Genomic DNA, 17,479 nt, shown 5'->3' with positions numbered 1-17,479 from the left:
GAGATGAACAACGTCATTGCACAACAAATCGCCGACCAGGGCGGCGTGGAAGCCTGGCTGCACGCCCAGCAGCATAAAAGCCTGCTGCGCTTTCTGACCTGCGGCAGCGTCGACGACGGCAAAAGCACGCTGATTGGCCGCCTGCTGCACGACACGCGCCAGATTTATGAAGATCAGCTTTCTTCTCTGCATAGCGACAGCAAGCGTCACGGTACCCAGGGCGAAAAACTGGATCTGGCGCTGCTGGTGGACGGCCTTCAGGCCGAACGCGAGCAGGGCATCACTATTGACGTGGCCTACCGCTATTTCTCTACCGAGAAGCGTAAATTCATTATCGCCGATACGCCGGGACACGAGCAGTACACCCGCAACATGGCAACCGGCGCTTCAACTTGCGATCTGGCGATTTTGCTGATCGACGCCCGTAAAGGCGTGCTGGATCAGACGCGCCGCCATAGCTTTATCTCCACGCTGCTAGGGATCAAACATCTGGTAGTCGCCGTCAATAAGATGGATCTGGTGGAGTACAGCGAAGAAAGATTTGAGCAGATCAAACAGGACTACCTGGATTTCGCCGCGCAGCTGCCAACCGATCTGGATATTCGCTTTGTACCGCTGTCGGCGCTGGAAGGCGAAAACGTCGCTTCCCAAAGCCAGGCGATGAGCTGGTATACCGGCCCAACGCTGCTGGACGTGCTGGAAACCGTTGAAGTTCGACGCGTGGTGGAACAGCAGCCGATGCGCTTCCCGGTACAGTACGTTAACCGGCCTAACCTGGATTTCCGTGGCTATGCGGGTACGCTGGCTTCCGGCGTAGTTAAAGTCGGCCAGCGCGTTAAAGTGCTGCCTTCCGGCGTGGAATCTTCCGTAGCGCGCATCGTAACCTTTGATGGCGACCTACAGGAAGCACAGGCTGGTGAAGCCATTACGCTGGTGCTCAAAGACGAAATCGACATCAGCCGCGGCGATCTGCTGGTAGAGGCTGACGCCGAACTAAAACCGGTGCAGGCGGCAAGCGTGGACGTGGTCTGGATGGCGGAACAGCCGCTGGTGCCGGGCCAAAGTTTTGATGTCAAAATTGCCGGTAAAAAAACGCGTGCTCGCGTTGAAGGCATCCAGTATCAGGTAGAAATCAACAGCCTGGATCGCCGGGAAGTCGAGAACCTACCGCTGAACGGCATCGGCCTGGTTGATGTGACTTTCGATGAACCGATGGTGCTGGATAGCTATCAGCAAAATCCGGTAACCGGCGGCATGATCTTTATCGATCGTCTGAGCAACGTCACGGTCGGCGCGGGCATGATCCGCGAGCCAAAAGAAGACGTAGCGCAAGCTAACGGCGATTTCAGCGCTTTTGAAATCGAGTTTAATGCGCTGGTGCGTCGTCACTTCCCACACTGGGGCGCGCGCGACATTTCAGGCGGTAAATAATGGCCGCTCACGATGAAAACGTCGTCTGGCATTCGCACGCGGTAACGCGTGCGGAACGCGAGCAGCTGCATGGGCATCAGGGCGCGGTGCTGTGGTTCACCGGGCTTTCCGGCTCGGGTAAATCCACCGTAGCTGGCGTGTTGGAGCAGGCGCTGCATCAGCTCGGCGCCAGCACCTATCTGCTGGATGGCGACAACGTGCGCCACGGACTCTGCCGCGATTTAGGCTTTAGCGATGCCGACCGCAAGGAGAACATCCGCCGCGTTGGCGAAGTGGCTAAGCTGATGGTAGATGCGGGCCTGATCGTGCTGAGCGCGTTTATCTCGCCGCACCGGGAAGAGCGGCAAATGGTGCGTGATATGGTTGGTGAAGGGCGCTTTATTGAGATCTTTGTCGATACGCCGTTGGCTATCTGTGAAGCGCGCGATCCGAAAGGTCTCTATAAAAAAGCACGGGCCGGCGAGCTACGTAATTTCACCGGCATCGATGCCGTTTATGAAGCGCCGGAACGTCCGGAAATTCATCTGGATGGCGAACAATTGGTAACAAATTTACGCCTTCAGATATTAGATCTGCTGCGCCAGCGCGATATCATCAAAGCCTGAGATAGCCACGGCGAAACGCCTCAGAGCGGGCCGTATTACGCGTCAACAGGATACTTATGCATAACGTTACGCCCATGCTGGCCCGCAAAGACGATCGCCAGGAAGAACCTTCCTGGTCTTTTCCCGGTGGCGTGGCAGGCTTTGCCTGCTACTGGTTCGCGCTGGCGATCCCCTTTATGCTTTACGGCTCTAACACGCTGTTTTTCTTCCTCTACACCTGGCCTTTCTTTCTTGCGCTGCTTCCTGTATCTGTACTGATTGGCATCGTCGCCAGCGTACTGCTGCGCGGCCATCTAATCTGGACGCTGTTGCTTACCATTGTGGTGGTCATCGGTCTTTTCTGGCTGCTGTTTACCCTGCTGAGCGGTTGGTAAAGGGTTCCGTTGCGATCCCGTTTTTCTCTTCCGGGGAAAAATTCGATTTCTGAATGCGGCGGGTGGTAACAGAAGGTTGCCTGATAAAAAGCCCGTTTCGCCAGTTTTTCTGGTACGTGCTAAATCATAAAGCGATAGCCTTCCAGCGCTTTCACTGTCATTGTTAATCCCAGCTGTAGCAAACTTGCCAGATACTCTTCTGCACTGGCCGGTGGGATTTTAAGACTTGCCCGCTGCGCGTGTACCGCTTTCAAAACCAAAGCCTGATTTAAATCGATCAAATCTGCAATAAACTCGTCAGGATGCATGGCCTCAATATTCAATCCGGAAAGATTTTCGGCAGGAAAATCTTTCATATTGAAAGTCACTATCACTTCAGCATTACACCTTATCGCAGCCGCAACTACATGCCTGTCGTCCGGATCTGGCAGTACCAAACCGGCTATTAACGGCTCAAACCCGGTTACCAGAGCATCAGGAAGCGCCTTGTTCATCAGAGCTTCAACCTGTTTAACCTTTTCCCTGCTTATTTCAGGCGCATTGGCGACCAAATTTCTCTGCCATTCATTGTGAATAACGGCCGTCCACTTTGGCTGATACAGACCACTCAACCCAAGCCGCATAAGCAGATCGCGTAACCTGTTTGGGTAGATGACGCAGGCATCAAGTACAACCGGATAAGGTGAATGATTCATCAGTAAAAACCGAGTTTTTGGCTTATATCAACCAGCTCCTGCATTGCATCGTTGCTTTCACTTTCGCGCTGGGCCTTGTATCGCATGAGATCGGCAAAGAGCACGCGGCGATGGCGGCCTGTTTTATGGAAAGGCAGTTTCCCTTCTTCTAAAAGTTTCACCATATGAGGGCGTGAAACGTTAAGGATATTGGCTGCTTCCTGAGTCGTTAATTCAGCATGGACAGGAACAACCTGTACCGCATTGCCGACGGCCAGTTCTCCCAATATGTTTACTAACAATGCCAGTGCGGAAGTGGGTAGCTCAATCTGGTGGGGCTCATCGTTTGCATCCTGGATTGATATTTTTTGGGTTTCCAGCTTTGTCGAGAGAACCGTCGCCAGTTCTCTTTGACTACGTAATGCGACCTCAATTTCCTTCGGTGCTGGCAGGCTTACATTGTCCAGAATTGAGTTTGTCATAAGTTATTTTCCAATACCTGAGTTCGATAATTTTAAGATTTAGCTGTCATAACGGATGCAACATAAGTACGTAGTAAAGCATCAGCCACAAGATAGTAATCGAAATAAACGAAAGTGGCAATAATCGAAATAAACGAAAATCACCGACCGGTCAGCGAGGTGATTTAGGCTATATTTCGCAGCCGCAGTGGAGTCGTGAGGAAAGTTGTGGGATGATTGGGCCGTTTTTCAGGGGGCGGGGATGGGAAAACTTACGCTGCTGTTACTTGTGCTACTCGGCTGGCTGCAATATTCGCTCTGGCTGGGCAAGAACGGCCTACATGACTATACGCGCGTTAACGACGATGTTGCGGTGCAGCAGAGCAGTAACGCCAAATTAAAAGCGCGCAACGATCGGCTGTTTGCAGAAATCGACGATCTGAACGGCGGTTCCGAAGCTATCGAAGAGCGCGCGCGCAATGAGCTGGGCATGATCAAGCCCGGAGAGACCTTCTATCGCCTTGTGCCAGATCGCAGCAAAAACGTGCAGGCTAACCAACAACGATAAAACATGACTATCGCAGGTACCGAGGTAATTGCCATCGTGCCCGCTGCCGGTGTCGGTAGCCGGATGCAGGCGGCTTGTCCTAAGCAATATCTTCTTATTAACGGTAAGACGATCCTTGAGCACGCTATCGCTGGCCTGCTGGCGCATCCGCTCATTAACCGGGTTATCGTTGCGATCACGCCGGAAGACCCCTGGTTCTTTACGCTACCGGTAGCGAGCGATCCTCGTGTGCGCTGGGTGCCGGGCGGAAAAGAACGGGCCGACTCAGTGCTGGCGGGATTGCAGGCGGCGACCGAAGCGAACTGGGCACTGGTGCACGATGCGGCCAGACCTTGTCTTCATGCCGATGACCTCAGCCGACTGCTGGCAATTACCGCCACCAGCCGCATCGGCGGCATTCTTGCTGCGCCGGTGCGTGATACCATGAAGCGAGCGAAACCCGATAATCCGGCCATTGCCCATACGGTAGAACGAGAGGCGCTCTGGCACGCCCTGACGCCGCAGCTGTTTCCGCTTGAGCTTTTACGCAATTCTCTGCAGCGGGCGCTGCGCGAGGGCGCTACCATTACGGACGAAGCCTCCGCGCTGGAATATTGCGGCTACCATCCAGAACTGATTGCGGGCCGCAGCGATAATATCAAGGTAACGCGGCCGGAAGATTTGGCGCTGGCCGCTTTCTACCTGACTCAATTAAACAATAAGGAGAGCGCATGATGCGTATCGGCCACGGTTTTGATGTACACGCGTTTGGCGGCGAAGGCCCGCTGATTATCGGCGGCGTGCGAATTCCTTATGAGAAAGGGCTGCTGGCCCATTCAGACGGCGACGTGGCGCTGCATGCGCTGACGGATGCGCTGCTGGGCGCGGCGGCGCTGGGCGATATCGGCAAACTTTTTCCGGATACGGATGACGCCTATAAAGGCGCAGACAGCCGCGAACTGCTTCGTGAGGCCCTGCGGCAGATCGAGAAGAAAGGCTATCGCGTCGGCAATGTGGACGTCACCATCATCGCGCAGGCGCCAAAAATGCTGCCACATTCGCCGCAGATGCGTATTAATATCGCTGAAGATTTGGGCATCCATATGGATGAGGTCAATGTGAAAGCGACTACTACAGAAAAACTCGGCTTTACCGGACGCGGCGAAGGTATTGCCTGTGAAGCGGTCGCGCTACTGATTAAGGCTGAAGCCTGATGACCGCCTGGCTTTATGGCCAGCCAGCCGCCAGCGGCGTGGTCAAGGCGAACCCGGAAGACTTCGTAGTGATTGAAGACCTGGGCTATCGGCCGGACGGCGACGGCGAGCAGGTGCTGGTGCGTATCCGCAAAAACGGCTGTAATACCCGTTTTGTTGCCGAGGCGCTGGCGAAGTTCGCTAAAATCCATCCGCGCGACGTCAGCTTCGCCGGGATGAAAGATCGCCACGCGGTAACGGAGCAGTGGTTCTGCCTGCGCGTTCCGGGTAAAGAGACGCCGGATTTCACCGCTTTTCAGCTGGAAGGCTGCGAAGTGCTGGAAAGCGCGCGCCATCGCCGCAAGCTGCGTACCGGCGCGCTACAGGGCAACGCATTTACGCTGATCCTGCGCCAAATTTCCGATCGTGAAAGCGTCGAACAACGTTTACAGCAGATAGCGCAAAACGGCTTTCCAAACTATTTCGGCGAGCAGCGTTTTGGCCATGCCAATAATAACCTGATTATGGCGCAGCGCTGGGCAGCAGACGAGATCCGGGTACGCGAACGCAATAAGCGTAGCTTCCTGCTTTCTGCCGCGCGCAGCGCCTTATTTAACCAGGTTGTCAGCGATCGCCTGGAGAAACTGGGTTCGCTGACCCGCGTACTGCCAGGCGATGCGCTACAGCTAACCGGGCGCGGTAGCTGGTTTGTAGCAACCGAAGAGGAACTGGGCACGCTTCAGGCGCGTACGGAAAATAATGAGCTACGTGTCACGGCACCTTTGCCTGGTAGCGGCGACCCGGGCGTCCAGGGCGAAGCGCTGGCTTTTGAACAACAAAGCCTGGCGAACGAAACGGCGCTGATCGCGCTGTTAGAGCGGGAGCGCGTAGAGGCGGCTCGCCGCGCCGTACTGGTAGTACCTCGCGACCTGTGCTGGAGCTGGTGGGATGATGTCACTGTGGAACTCTCTTTCTGGCTGCCGGCGGGCAGCTTCGCCACCAGTCTGGTGCGAGAACTGCTTAACCAGCCAAACGGTGAGGCGGAAGTCGGCGAATAGCCGCGTTCGGGAATGATATACTGCCCAACAGACTGATAATAAGGGGTTAAATCTCAGATGCGAATATTGCTGAGTAACGATGACGGTATTCATGCGCCGGGGATCCAGACGCTGGCGGCCGCGCTGCGCGAGTTCGCAGAAGTACAGGTAGTGGCGCCGGATCGCAACCGCAGCGGCGCATCGAACTCGCTGACGCTGGAAACGCCGCTTCGTACCTTCAGCTATCCCAATGGCGATATCGCCGTGCAGATGGGCACGCCCACCGACTGTGTCTATCTGGGCGTTAATGCATTGATGCAGCCCCGGCCCGACATCGTGGTTTCCGGTATTAACGCCGGGCCAAACCTGGGCGATGACGTCATCTATTCCGGCACCGTCGCGGCAGCGATGGAGGGTAGGCATCTGGGGTTGCCCGCGCTTGCCGTCTCGCTCGATGGTCATGAGCATTACGCTACCGCCGCTGCCGTTACCTGCTCCATTCTCCGCGCGTTACTGCGTGAGCCGCTGCGCACCGGGCGCATCCTGAATATCAATGTACCAGATCTGCCATTAAGCGAGATCAAAGGCATTCGCGTTACCCGCTGCGGCAGCCGCCATCCCAGCGACCAGGTGATTCCACTGGAGGATCCGCGCGGCCATAAGCTGTACTGGATTGGCCCGCCGGGCGAGAAATTCGACGCTGGCCCCGATACAGACTTCGCGGCCGTTGAGGAAGGCTACGTCTCGGTAACCGCGCTGCATGTCGATCTCACCGCGCACGCCGCGCAGGAGGTCGTCGCTTCGTGGTTAGCCAGTTCGGGAGTTGAAAACGAATGGTGAACCGCCGTATCGAAACGCTGCTGATGCAGCTTCGCCAGCAGGGTATTACGGATGAAGCGCTGTTAAAGGCGATAGAGGCCGTGCCGCGCGAGCGTTTCGTCGATGAAGCTTTCGAGCATCAGGCCTGGGAAAATACGGCGCTGCCGATTGGCTCCGGGCAGACCATCTCTCAGCCCTATATCGTCGCGAAGATGACCTCGCTGCTGGCGCTAAAGCCTGATTCGCGCGTGCTGGAGATCGGCACGGGTTCCGGTTACCAAACTGCGATCCTGGCGCATCTTGTCGAACACGTTTGCTCCGTCGAGCGCATCAAAGGTTTGCAATGGCAGGCGAAGCGGCGGTTAAAACAGCTCGATCTGCATAACGTATCAACCCGCCACGGTGATGGCTGGCAAGGCTGGCCGGCGCGCGGCCCTTTTGATGCGATCATAGTGACTGCCGCACCGCCGGAAATCCCGGTAGAGCTGATGAACCAGCTGGACGAAGGCGGCGTTATGGTGCTGCCGGTAGGAGAGGAACAGCAGCAGCTCAAGCGTATTACCCGTAAAAGCGGAGAATTCCTGGTGGAAACCATTGAGCCGGTACGTTTTGTGCCACTGGTGCAGGGCGATCTGGCCTGATTGCCTGGCGAATTGTACGTATCTGTTAATGGCTTCTATCTGTTAATGGCACGCGGCGGTCGATATTGTTACTATCTTACCCATTCAGAATTTAATGCTGCTGGCGCAGGTTTAGCCGAGCGCGGTCGCACAGTTTTGCCGTAGCGGGGGATATAAATGAGCACGGGAAGCCCGGTAGTAAAATTACGCCGTATCGCGGCGGTTTCGCTGGTTGGTTTTTGGCTGGCTGGCTGTTCCAGCAACAATACACAGGCGCCCATCAGCTCGGTAGGCGGCAACGGTAGCGCCAACAGCGGCGGCGGGCTTATCACCCAGCCGCCGCCGATCGTTTCCGGCAACAGCGCGCCCGCGATGAGCGGAGGCGGAAGTGAAAATGTTGTTACGCAAAATGGCCGCATCGTCTATAACCGCTCGTATGGGAATATTCCGAAAGGCAGCTACAGCGGCGAAACTTATACCGTTAAACGTGGCGATACGCTGTTCTATATTGCCTGGATTACCGGTAACGATTTCCGCGATTTAGCCGATCGAAATAACGTCCCTGCACCTTACAGCCTCAACGTGGGTCAGCGCTTGCAGGTTAGTAACGGCTCAGGCGGCACCCTGACCGGCGGCAATGCGATTACCGCTGCGGATGCTACCGCGGGCGGCGTACCTGCTCAGCCGACCAGTACACAAATGAAGCCGACAACGGTTGCACGTCAGCCAGTTATTACGTATTCTGAGGATTCAGGTAAACCAAGTGAGGGTAAAATGTTACCTTCAGCCGGCACAAATACTGTCGCAACGACGACAGCTCCGGTAACTGCTCCGACCGTCAGCAGCACAACCAACAGCTCTACTCCGGTAGGCAGCTGGCGCTGGCCGACCGACGGGAAGATCATCGATAACTTTTCTGCTTCCGAAGGCGGCAACAAAGGTATCGATATCGCGGGATCGCGTGGACAGCCCATTGTTTCAACCGCTTCAGGGCGCGTTGTATACGCCGGGAATGCGCTGCGCGGTTATGGCAACTTGATTATCATCAAACATAATGATGACTACCTGAGTGCATATGCCCATAACGATACTATGCTGGTCCGCGAGCAGCAGGAAGTTAAAGCGGGTCAGAAGATTGCGACCATGGGCAGTACCGGCACCAGTTCGGTTAGATTGCATTTTGAAATTCGTTACAAGGGGAAATCCGTAAACCCGTTGCGTTATTTACCGCAGCGATAAACCGGCAGAACCCTGGTTGTTCTGCCCTGGGATCACGGGTAGGAGCCGCTTATGAGCCAGAATACGCTGAAAGTTAACGAGTTACATGAAGACGCGGAATTCGACGAAAACGGAGCTGAAATTTTTGATGAGAAGGCTCTTGTCGGAAACGAACCTGCTGATAACGATATAGCTGAAGAAGAGCTGTTGTCACAAGGCGCCACGCAACGCGTATTGGATGCGACGCAGCTCTACCTGGGAGAGATTGGTTATTCTCCGCTCCTTACGGCAGAGGAAGAGGTGTTCTTCGCTCGTCGGGCTCTGCGTGGTGACATTCCGTCCCGTCGCCGCATGATTGAAAGTAACTTACGTCTGGTAGTGAAGATCGCCCGTCGTTACGGCAATCGTGGTCTGGCTTTGCTGGATCTGATTGAAGAAGGTAATCTGGGCCTGATCCGCGCGGTAGAGAAATTTGACCCTGAACGTGGGTTCCGTTTCTCTACCTACGCTACCTGGTGGATTCGTCAGACTATTGAACGGGCAATCATGAACCAAACCCGTACAATTCGCCTGCCGATCCACATTGTTAAAGAGCTGAACGTTTATCTGCGTACCGCGCGCGAACTGGCCCACAAGCTGGATCATGAGCCAAGCGCAGAAGAAATTGCCGAACAGCTGGACAAGCCTGTTGATGATGTTAGCCGTATGCTGCGTCTCAACGAACGCATCACTTCAGTCGATACGCCGTTAGGCGGAGATTCTGAAAAAGCGCTGCTGGATATCCTGGCCGACGAAAAAGACAACGGTCCGGAAGATACCACCCAGGACGATGATATGAAGCAAAGCATCGTCAAATGGCTGTTCGAACTGAACGCCAAACAGCGTGAAGTGCTGGCGCGTCGTTTCGGCCTGTTAGGCTATGAAGCGGCAACGCTGGAAGATGTGGGCCGCGAAATCGGTTTGACTCGTGAACGTGTTCGCCAGATTCAGGTTGAAGGCCTGCGTCGTCTGCGGGAAATCCTGCAGGCTCAGGGCCTGAATATTGAAGCCCTGTTTCGCGAATAAGCTACAAGCGTGACTGCGAAAAGCGGTGGTGAAAACCACCGCTTTTTTATTGCCTGCCGATCAGACGCTATTCTTTATCTTATCTTTGGCGTCGGATTTCACATCCTGCATGGCATAGGTATCCATCACCGCGCCTTTATAGGCACTCATCAACATCTGAACCGGACTGACTTTACCGGACAGCAGGCCCTGAGCCACGCCCTTCAGTGCATCAAAGGCGGTCTTCACTCCACCGACGATGCCGCCTTTAATGACATCCCACGGATTGGTACTTTCCGCACGGCCCATGCCGGTTAGCACATTGCTGAGACCCGGAATAAAGGCCAGCGCCTTGCCCAACTTCAGACAGATGCCCTGAAAGCCGCTTTTGTTGGTGCCGTTCAGGTTAACCATTTCATCATTGGTGGTGGTCAGCCTGCCATCTTTAGGAAAGGCCTTATCCAGCCCTTGTTCCGCCACGTCTTTAACAATGGCTGCTTCCGTACCGTGACGGGCATCGCCGCTTTTAGTGATCCCTTCGATCTTACCGTTAGTGGAGATCTTGCCGCGATCCCCGCCTTCACGGTTATCCAGCGCCTTAACGTTATTCAGGAAGTAAGACATATTTTTGGCGGCGAGCGCGCGGCTCTTTTCGTCCGGGTTATTGGCCGTCCAGTCGCCAAACTGCTTTTTCAGTTCGCTCTGTTTGATATCTTTCTGGTTACCCAGGTTTTTCAGCACCGGGTTGTCATTAATAATCTGATCGGCGCTGCGGTTATCGCCGTCCATATTTTTGAACAGCGTACTGCTGGAAGGCGGCACGCTGGTATCTTTTTCGCTGGTCGGCATCGCCTGCCCGCCAGTTCCGCTGTTGGCCGTCGTGGCACCAGCGCCAGTAGTTTCACCTATAGAAGAAAGCAGCTCCTTTAGCTGCGATAGCGCACTGCTGAGCTGAGTATCGGTGCTGCTGCTATTACCGGACGACTGCTGGCTCTGGCTTTGCTTTAGCAGTTTGGCAATGCTGTCGAGCAGCATTTGCAGCTGCGATGTCACGTTCTGCGTGCTGGTGGCGCTGTTACCAGAAGACTGCTGCTGCGTAAGCTGCTCTTTCAGCTTGCTCAGCTCTTCCTTGCCCTGTTTAACCAGCGAATCGATCATCGTTTTGTAGTCTGAACTGAGCGAGGCGGTAGAAGTCTTTTGGCTGGTTTTACCGTCCGCGCCGCCGTACTGTAACAGGCTGGACTTTTCCGGCGCGGCAGCGAGGTTGCTGCTCTGCGTTTTGCTAAAGCGTGCGGAAAACTGCCCCGCATTGATCGCCTCGCTGTTTATCCCACCGGGATTCACTCTCATATTCATGGCACTCTCCACTGGATTAGATGAAAGGACGTGGACAAAACGGCGCGGCCAGGCCTTAACGCTTTATCACTGTCATTACGTGGGAGAGGGAAGGAGATAGTTCCAAAGAAAAGGCCCGCAGAGCGCGGGCCATAAAAACTAAATCAGCGACTTCAGCCGATAAATCCACTCCAGCGCCTGACGCGGTGAAAGCGTATCAGGATCCAGTGCTTCCAGCGCCTCGACGGCTGGTGACGTCTCTTCGGCCAGCAGCGGCAGCTGTGGGCCTTCGGCGCTGCCTGCGGCGGCGCTGGCGGAGCTGGCTTCCAGCTCTTTCAGCTTCTGCCGCGCACGCTTGATCACCTCTTTCGGCACGCCAGCCAGCGCGGCGACCGCCAAACCATAACTCTTGCTGGCCGCGCCATCCTGCACGCTGTGCATAAAGGCGATGGTATCGCCGTGCTCTACGGCATCTAAATGCACGTTAGCGACGCCTTCCATTTTTTCCTCCAGCGTGGTCAGCTCGAAATAGTGGGTGGCGAACAGCGTCATAGCCTTGATCCGGTTCGCCAGGCTTTCCGCACAGGCCCAGGCAAGTGAAAGCCCGTCATAGGTCGAAGTGCCGCGGCCAATCTCATCCATCAGCACCAGGCTGTACTCCGTGGCGTTGTGCAGAATATTGGCGGTTTCGGTCATCTCCACCATAAAGGTCGAGCGGCCGGAAGCAAGATCGTCCGCCGCGCCGACGCGGGTAAAGATACGATCGATAGGCCCGATGATGGCTGACTCTGCTGGCACATAGCTGCCAATATAGGCCATTAGCGCAATCAGCGCCGCCTGGCGCATATAGGTACTTTTACCGCCCATATTCGGGCCGGTAATAACCAGCATACGCCGCTGCGGCGTTAGCGTTAGCGGATTGGCGATAAACGGCTCTTTCAGCACCTGCTCGACTACCGGATGGCGACCGCCGTTAAGCTTAATGCCAGGCTTGTCGGCAAAGGTTGGGCAGGCAAAATTCAGCGTCCAGGCGCGTTCCGCCAGGTTGCTCAGCACATCCAGCTCCGCCAGCGCGGCGGCGCTGATTTGTAACGCCTCCAGATGCGGCAGCAGCAGATCGAATAGCTGATCGTACAGCGCTTTCTCTAACGCCAGTGCCTTGCCCTTCGAGGTCAGAACCTTATCTTCATACTCTTTCAGCTCGGGAATAATATAGCGCTCGGCGTTTTTCAGCGTCTGGCGGCGCACGTAGTTGATCGGCACCAGATGGCTCTGCCCGCGGCTGACCTGAATATAGTAACCGTGTACAGCATTAAAACCGACTTTCAGCGTATCCAGACCCAGCTTCTCGCGCTCGCGGATTTCCAGCTTGTCGAGATAGTCGGTAGCGCCGTCCGCCAGCGCGCGCCACTCGTCCAGCTCTTCGTTGTAGCCGGGCGCAATCACGCCGCCATCGCGCACCAGCACTGGCGGCGCATCAATAATGGCTCGCTCCAGCAGCTCGCGCAGTTCATCGAACTGGCCCATTTGCTGACGCAAATTTTGCAAATGGGCGACATCGCTTTCGACCAGCAGCGCGTCCAGTTCCGGAAGCTGCTGGAAGGCGTGACGCATTCTTGCTAAATCGCGTGGGCGAGCCGTACGTAGCGCCAGCCTTGCCAGAATTCGCTCCAGATCGCCCACCTGACGCAGCAGGGGCGTAATCTCTGCGGTGAAATCCTGTAGCGCGCCAATACTCTGCTGGCGATCAACAAGCGTTTTAGTATCGCGAATCGGCATGTGCAGCCAACGCTTCAGCATACGGCTGCCCATCGGCGTGACGGTTCTGTCCAGTACCGAGGCCAAAGTATTGTCGAAGCCGCCCGCCAGGTTCTGGGTAATTTCCAGATTGCGGCGCGTGGCGGCATCCATAATGATGCCGTCCTGCTGGCGCTCCATGCTCAGCGAACGAATATGCGGCAGCGACGTACGCTGAGTATCCTTAACGTATTGCAGCAGACAGCCCGCCGCGCGCAGCGCGAACTGCGCCTGCTCGACGCCGAAGCCGTTGAGATCGCGCGTGCCGAATTGTAGCGTCAGCTGCTGGCGCGCGGTTTCTATCTCAAACTCCCACAGCGGTCGGCGACGTAGCCCACGGCGATTATCAATTAGCGACATGGCGGCAAAATCTTCCGGATAGAGCAGCTCTGCCGGGTTGGTTCGCTGTAATTCTGCTGCCATTGTCTCTGAATCCGTCGGCTCCGCCAGGCGGAAACGGCCGGAGCTGATGTCCAGCGTCGCATAGCCGAAGCCGCGCGGCCCCTGCCAGATCGCTGCCAGCAGGTTATCCTGACGTTCCTGCAACAGCGCTTCATCGCTGATGGTGCCCGGCGTAACAATGCGCACGACTTTGCGCTCTACCGGCCCTTTGCTCAGTGCCGGATCGCCAATCTGTTCGCAAATAGCCACCGACTCGCCCAGCTGCACCAGCTTAGCCAGATAATTTTCTACGGCATGATGTGGCACGCCAGCCATAGGTATAGGTTCGCCAGCGGAAGCGCCGCGTTTGGTCAGCGAGATATCCAGCAGCTGCGAGGCGCGTTTGGCATCGTCATAGAAGAGTTCGTAAAAATCACCCATGCGATAAAACAGCAGGATCTCCGGATGCTCCGCTTTCAGGCGCAGATACTGCTGCATCATCGGGGTATGGGAGGACAAATTGTCGCTGTTATTCATTGGGGGAAATCTCCAGTCCTTTGAATTTTAATAAGAAAACACACGCTGCAATGCTCATCAGACCTACGCTGTTTTTGAATAAACCACCGGTTGAAACGGATAATCGGTCATATTAACCTGGGCGGTAACGCACTGTCACAGGTAAAAGCGGAAGACGCTGCGCAATAATGAAAAAAAAGTTGTCGCAACGTTACCGTTGGCGTCATGCCAGATGACGCATCGGCCGCATATTTTTTTGCAGAATGGCAATCTTAAGTCTTATAGTCTGAAAAAAATCAAATTATGTCTCGATGAAATTTTAATTTCTCTGTCAAAGTACGAAGAAATACGCTTAATTAATGATAAATAATTCAGGTTGATATCATCAGAAGTATATAGTTGAGTTGGTTTAATCATCAGCGATAAGCATGGCTTTAAAAAAGAGCAATATTCTTTTACGCGTTGATTTTTGTTTTTTTGGTGATGTAAACTTATTGATTACTTTGGATAATTATGTTCTTTAATAAGGGAGTGAGTTCATTTTACAAACGGCCCCTCCTGAGTCCATTCAGTTAACTTGATTAATTAGCGGTTAATGAATTTTTTGATCTATAAGGTCTCTTGATTTTATTTACAAAAAACCAATAAATAATTATCGGTTATTATTGGAATGTTCAGCCTGGTTATTCTCTGGGTGGTTATTTTTTTAATTAAACAAGAGTGTTAATTATGATAAGAATATTTTTATTCCTTTTTTTAATGCTTTCACATTATTGTTACGCTCATGAAATACGAGACAGTACCGATAAAAAATGTATGGACGTCAAGTCCAGCAACATTACCAATGGTACGAATATCATTCTGTACCCCCTGTACAAAAAATCCAAACCAAAATTTTATTTATGAAGATTTTCAGTTAAAATATGTAGCTAACAAAAGCTATTGCATTGACGTAAACAGGGATAAATCGGGCAGTTTAGTTCTGTGGAAGTGTAATGGGGGTAAAAATCAAAAATTTACCTTTGCTAACGGTTTTATCTATCCACACGATTATCCGGAACAATGTTTAACTTATAAATATACTGGTCCTAAGCCAATATATGAAGGCTGGCTTAATGCAACGGCCTCGGGTTCGGCTGGTTCCTCACCTTACAGTGATGGATATTATATCTGGTCGCGACAATGCGAAAAAGGAAGCACGGAAAAGTTTTCTATCCCTAAATACTGCCTCTATATAGACAGTAACTACAGTAAACCTTTTCATTGCGGCGATAAAAATATAGCATTTTTGTCTCCGAACGATGCCGTTTCCTCTGTTAGTGTTATTAACAGCTCGGTAAATCTCTATGAACATATTGATTGTAAGGGCACTATTTTCACCATCAATAAAAATATAGCCTATGTAGGAAATAGTTTTAACGATAAGGCTTCCAGCATTACGGTACCTGAAGAGGAAGAGTTTATTATCACTTCTGATCCTCAGGTCTGGTGTGGCGTAACCAATTGCAATGTGGATAACTAAACGTCGAAACGTAATATCACAGAGCAATACCAAAATTTTTCTAAAAATTATCCACTGGCAAGAGCCGTGATTATCAACGGTGATTGATATGACCAGTTTCGGTCATAAAAGTGAATGGAACGACGTAGGAGCACTCTTAAAAAACCTGGCGATCCCTTATTACTTTGGGCTAGGTAATCATGATATCTATAACAACTATAACGACTGTGCCTCGAATAATTGCGTGATAAGAAGCTTCGTAAAATTACAGGAGCATGTGGGCCAAATGCGGAATCTTTATTCCCTGGATATGATTCACAGCGATGGCTATCAGTTCCCCGCCATTCAGTCAAAATTCAAAGGTTCACTTTCATACTCGGTTGACTTTGGCGATGTTCTTCTTATTCAGCTAAACGATTATGAGCCAGGCAAAAATCCAATAAGTATAAAGCAATATGTAAGCGGCTGGGAAGGGCTGGGCGCCAAAACTTATGATATATACAGATATCAGGACGCTGAATATAACTGGCTGCACAATCAGCTCTATCAGGCAAGAAAGAAAAACCAAATTATCATTCTTAACCAACACCGCAAAGATGCCGATGCCGGCAGGTTAAAAGAACTAATCAATAAATTTAACGTGAAACTTAAATTTTCCGGACATTATCACTATAGTCTTGGCTACAATAGTGGCTGGTACGAATCCGGCTCCAGCGCTCGGGGTACATGGTTAAAGCTGGCATTAAATAAAAAAGAGAAAACGGCAAAAGTTTACGCCTATGACAGGAACGGTCTGGTTGAAGAATCAGATAAGATTTCGTTAAACACTCAGGAAGTCAACTCTAAACCGCCATCGCCGGCTGTTAATGTAAAAGTAAAAAATGAGGGGGGCTACGTCTCTTACGTGAAAATAAACTGGAAAGATGAGGAGAGCAACAAGCAACATGCCTATGTTTCTGGTAACCTGGCTTTAGGTAACACCTTCTTTTACACCGTGCCGCCGGGAAGCAAAGATATCAATGTAATCAGTTGGAATTACACGTGGCTGGTGTGGGAAAAAACCAGGGAAATATTTTCAGTCTGGCATAAAAATTCAGATATTTGTATAAAAACATGGGGCACCACGCTTAATTCTGATTGGGGCTACGTTTCATGTCAGTAGCTCTACTACCGCGGTAAGATACTAAGGTTATCAGGGCCGCTTGCGTCAAAGTGATGGGTTTTCCTGACAAAAGTGGCCTGTTTGCCTTATTAGGCAGATTTATTAAGTGATTCACCTGGTGATATCGCTCTTAATTAAGAGCAACATATTTGTCTGAAATTAATAAAACTGTGATGATACCGTCTGAATCGTCACAGTGAATATTATTGCGGCAAAAATATGAAAAAGAGCCCTTTGCTGGCAGAAGGATAAGGTGTGAGCGCTCGCAGCATGAATGTTTTTATGGTGCTGGCCACGCTGGTCATTGTTGCGTTGACTGGGTTGGTTTTTTACCGCAGCATCCCCAGCCTGGAGCCGGTACCGGAAAGGAGTACGAAAAGACAACTTCCCAGGCCGGAGACGCTCTCAGTCAGCGAGTTACCCTTGCTGAAAAACACGGTAACTATCGCTTCGCAACGCTGGAAAACAGGCCCAGAACCGCTGCCTGATGAGGTGTTAATCAATGCGCCTGCCGCCAGCCCCGAGCTGAAGCTGGCAGGAACCTTGAGCAGTAACGATTGTCGCTATGCAATTGCTATTATCGCTATCGATAATATACAGCATAGCTATGGCTGCAACGACATTATCGACCATGATAATGAGAAAGTGATAAAGATTTTTCCAGGAAAGATAGTTATTGATAACAACGGCTATTATGAAACGATTAAAATTAATGATAAATAGTTATAATCCGCCTCTCTGATACACGGGTAAAAGAGGTCTGG

General features: G+C 52.5%; 18 protein-coding genes. 14 read left to right on the top strand and 4 right to left on the bottom strand.

Going from position 1 to position 17,479, the window contains the following annotated elements; genetic code table 11:
* The first annotated feature begins 3 nt into the window (after positions 1-3).
* From cysN to ACETPC_RS18435, 3 genes are read left to right on the top strand one after another with little or no spacing between them, the layout of a single operon-like run.
* Positions 4-1,431: a sulfate adenylyltransferase subunit CysN gene (gene cysN / locus ACETPC_RS18445; RefSeq protein ID WP_380183886.1), complete on the top strand. Its 1,428-nt coding sequence runs from the start codon at positions 4-6 to the stop codon at positions 1,429-1,431.
* Positions 1,431-2,036: an adenylyl-sulfate kinase gene (gene cysC, locus ACETPC_RS18440; protein WP_380183884.1), complete on the top strand. Its 606-nt coding sequence runs from the start codon at positions 1,431-1,433 to the stop codon at positions 2,034-2,036. Before cysN ends, cysC begins: the two co-directional genes overlap by 1 nt.
* 56 nt (positions 2,037-2,092) lie before the next feature.
* Positions 2,093-2,410: a DUF3561 family protein gene (locus tag ACETPC_RS18435; RefSeq protein WP_380183882.1), complete on the top strand. Its 318-nt coding sequence runs from the start codon at positions 2,093-2,095 to the stop codon at positions 2,408-2,410.
* A 119-nt stretch (positions 2,411-2,529) separates the two neighbouring features.
* Here the strand turns inward: ACETPC_RS18435 and ACETPC_RS18430 are convergent, their stop codons facing one another.
* Positions 2,530-3,105: a PIN domain-containing protein gene (locus tag ACETPC_RS18430; protein WP_380183880.1), complete on the bottom strand. Its 576-nt coding sequence runs from the start codon at positions 3,103-3,105 to the stop codon at positions 2,530-2,532.
* On the bottom strand, positions 3,105-3,566 hold the full coding sequence (locus tag ACETPC_RS18425) for a helix-turn-helix domain-containing protein (protein ID WP_380183878.1): 462 nt from the start codon (positions 3,564-3,566) through the stop codon (positions 3,105-3,107). The genes ACETPC_RS18430 and ACETPC_RS18425 overlap by 1 nt, the downstream gene beginning before the upstream one ends.
* A 241-nt stretch (positions 3,567-3,807) precedes the next feature.
* Between ACETPC_RS18425 and ftsB the strand changes: the two genes are divergently transcribed.
* From ftsB to rpoS, 8 genes are all read left to right on the top strand, one after another.
* Complete coding sequence (gene ftsB / locus ACETPC_RS18420) at positions 3,808-4,113, top strand: cell division protein FtsB (protein WP_380183876.1); 306 nt, start codon at positions 3,808-3,810, stop codon at positions 4,111-4,113.
* Positions 4,114-4,116: 3 nt separating this feature from the next.
* A complete protein-coding gene (ispD, locus tag ACETPC_RS18415; protein WP_380183874.1) occupies positions 4,117-4,827 on the top strand; it encodes a 2-C-methyl-D-erythritol 4-phosphate cytidylyltransferase in 711 nt (236 codons plus the stop codon).
* Complete coding sequence (gene ispF / locus ACETPC_RS18410; RefSeq protein WP_380184003.1) at positions 4,827-5,306, top strand: 2-C-methyl-D-erythritol 2,4-cyclodiphosphate synthase; 480 nt, start codon at positions 4,827-4,829, stop codon at positions 5,304-5,306. The genes ispD and ispF overlap by 1 nt, the downstream gene beginning before the upstream one ends.
* On the top strand, positions 5,306-6,343 hold the full coding sequence (gene truD, locus ACETPC_RS18405) for a tRNA pseudouridine(13) synthase TruD (protein ID WP_380183872.1): 1,038 nt from the start codon (positions 5,306-5,308) through the stop codon (positions 6,341-6,343). Before ispF ends, truD begins: the two co-directional genes overlap by 1 nt.
* A 57-nt stretch (positions 6,344-6,400) precedes the next feature.
* The gene (surE, locus tag ACETPC_RS18400; protein WP_380183870.1) at positions 6,401-7,162 is read left to right on the top strand and encodes a 5'/3'-nucleotidase SurE; all 762 of its coding nucleotides are present in this window, start codon (positions 6,401-6,403) and stop codon (positions 7,160-7,162) included.
* Positions 7,156-7,782: a protein-L-isoaspartate(D-aspartate) O-methyltransferase gene (locus tag ACETPC_RS18395; RefSeq protein WP_380183868.1), complete on the top strand. Its 627-nt coding sequence runs from the start codon at positions 7,156-7,158 to the stop codon at positions 7,780-7,782. Before surE ends, ACETPC_RS18395 begins: the two co-directional genes overlap by 7 nt.
* A 156-nt stretch (positions 7,783-7,938) precedes the next feature.
* Entirely contained in the window at positions 7,939-9,000 is a 1,062-nt protein-coding gene (nlpD, locus tag ACETPC_RS18390; RefSeq protein ID WP_380183866.1) for a murein hydrolase activator NlpD, read from the top strand.
* A 51-nt stretch (positions 9,001-9,051) separates the two neighbouring features.
* A complete protein-coding gene (gene rpoS / locus ACETPC_RS18385) occupies positions 9,052-10,044 on the top strand; it encodes an RNA polymerase sigma factor RpoS (RefSeq protein ID WP_380183864.1) in 993 nt (330 codons plus the stop codon).
* Positions 10,045-10,104: 60 nt separating this feature from the next.
* Here rpoS and ACETPC_RS18380 read toward each other — a convergent pair whose 3' ends face one another.
* A complete protein-coding gene (locus ACETPC_RS18380; RefSeq protein WP_380183862.1) occupies positions 10,105-11,379 on the bottom strand; it encodes a hypothetical protein in 1,275 nt (424 codons plus the stop codon).
* Positions 11,380-11,517: 138 nt separating this feature from the next.
* Entirely contained in the window at positions 11,518-14,073 is a 2,556-nt protein-coding gene (gene mutS / locus ACETPC_RS18375; protein WP_380183860.1) for a DNA mismatch repair protein MutS, read from the bottom strand.
* A 763-nt stretch (positions 14,074-14,836) separates the two neighbouring features.
* Here mutS and ACETPC_RS18370 point away from each other — a divergent pair.
* From ACETPC_RS18370 to ACETPC_RS18360, 3 genes are all read left to right on the top strand, one after another.
* Positions 14,837-15,574, top strand: coding sequence for a ricin-type beta-trefoil lectin domain protein (locus ACETPC_RS18370; protein WP_380183858.1), 738 nt, complete (start codon positions 14,837-14,839; stop codon positions 15,572-15,574).
* Between the two features lie 88 nt (positions 15,575-15,662).
* Positions 15,663-16,715: a metallophosphoesterase gene (locus ACETPC_RS18365; RefSeq protein WP_380183856.1), complete on the top strand. Its 1,053-nt coding sequence runs from the start codon at positions 15,663-15,665 to the stop codon at positions 16,713-16,715.
* A gap of 270 nt (positions 16,716-16,985) precedes the next feature.
* Positions 16,986-17,438 carry a type II secretion system protein N gene (locus ACETPC_RS18360; protein ID WP_380183854.1) on the top strand — a complete coding sequence of 151 codons (453 nt, stop codon included), beginning with the start codon at positions 16,986-16,988 and terminating at the stop codon, positions 17,436-17,438.
* Positions 17,439-17,479 lie beyond the last annotated feature (41 nt).

Origin of the sequence: Pantoea sp. sgz302252, assembly GCF_042610525.1 — a bacterium.
Taxonomy (GTDB): domain Bacteria; phylum Pseudomonadota; class Gammaproteobacteria; order Enterobacterales; family Enterobacteriaceae; genus Erwinia.
This window is presented reverse-complemented; position numbering and strand designations above follow the sequence as displayed.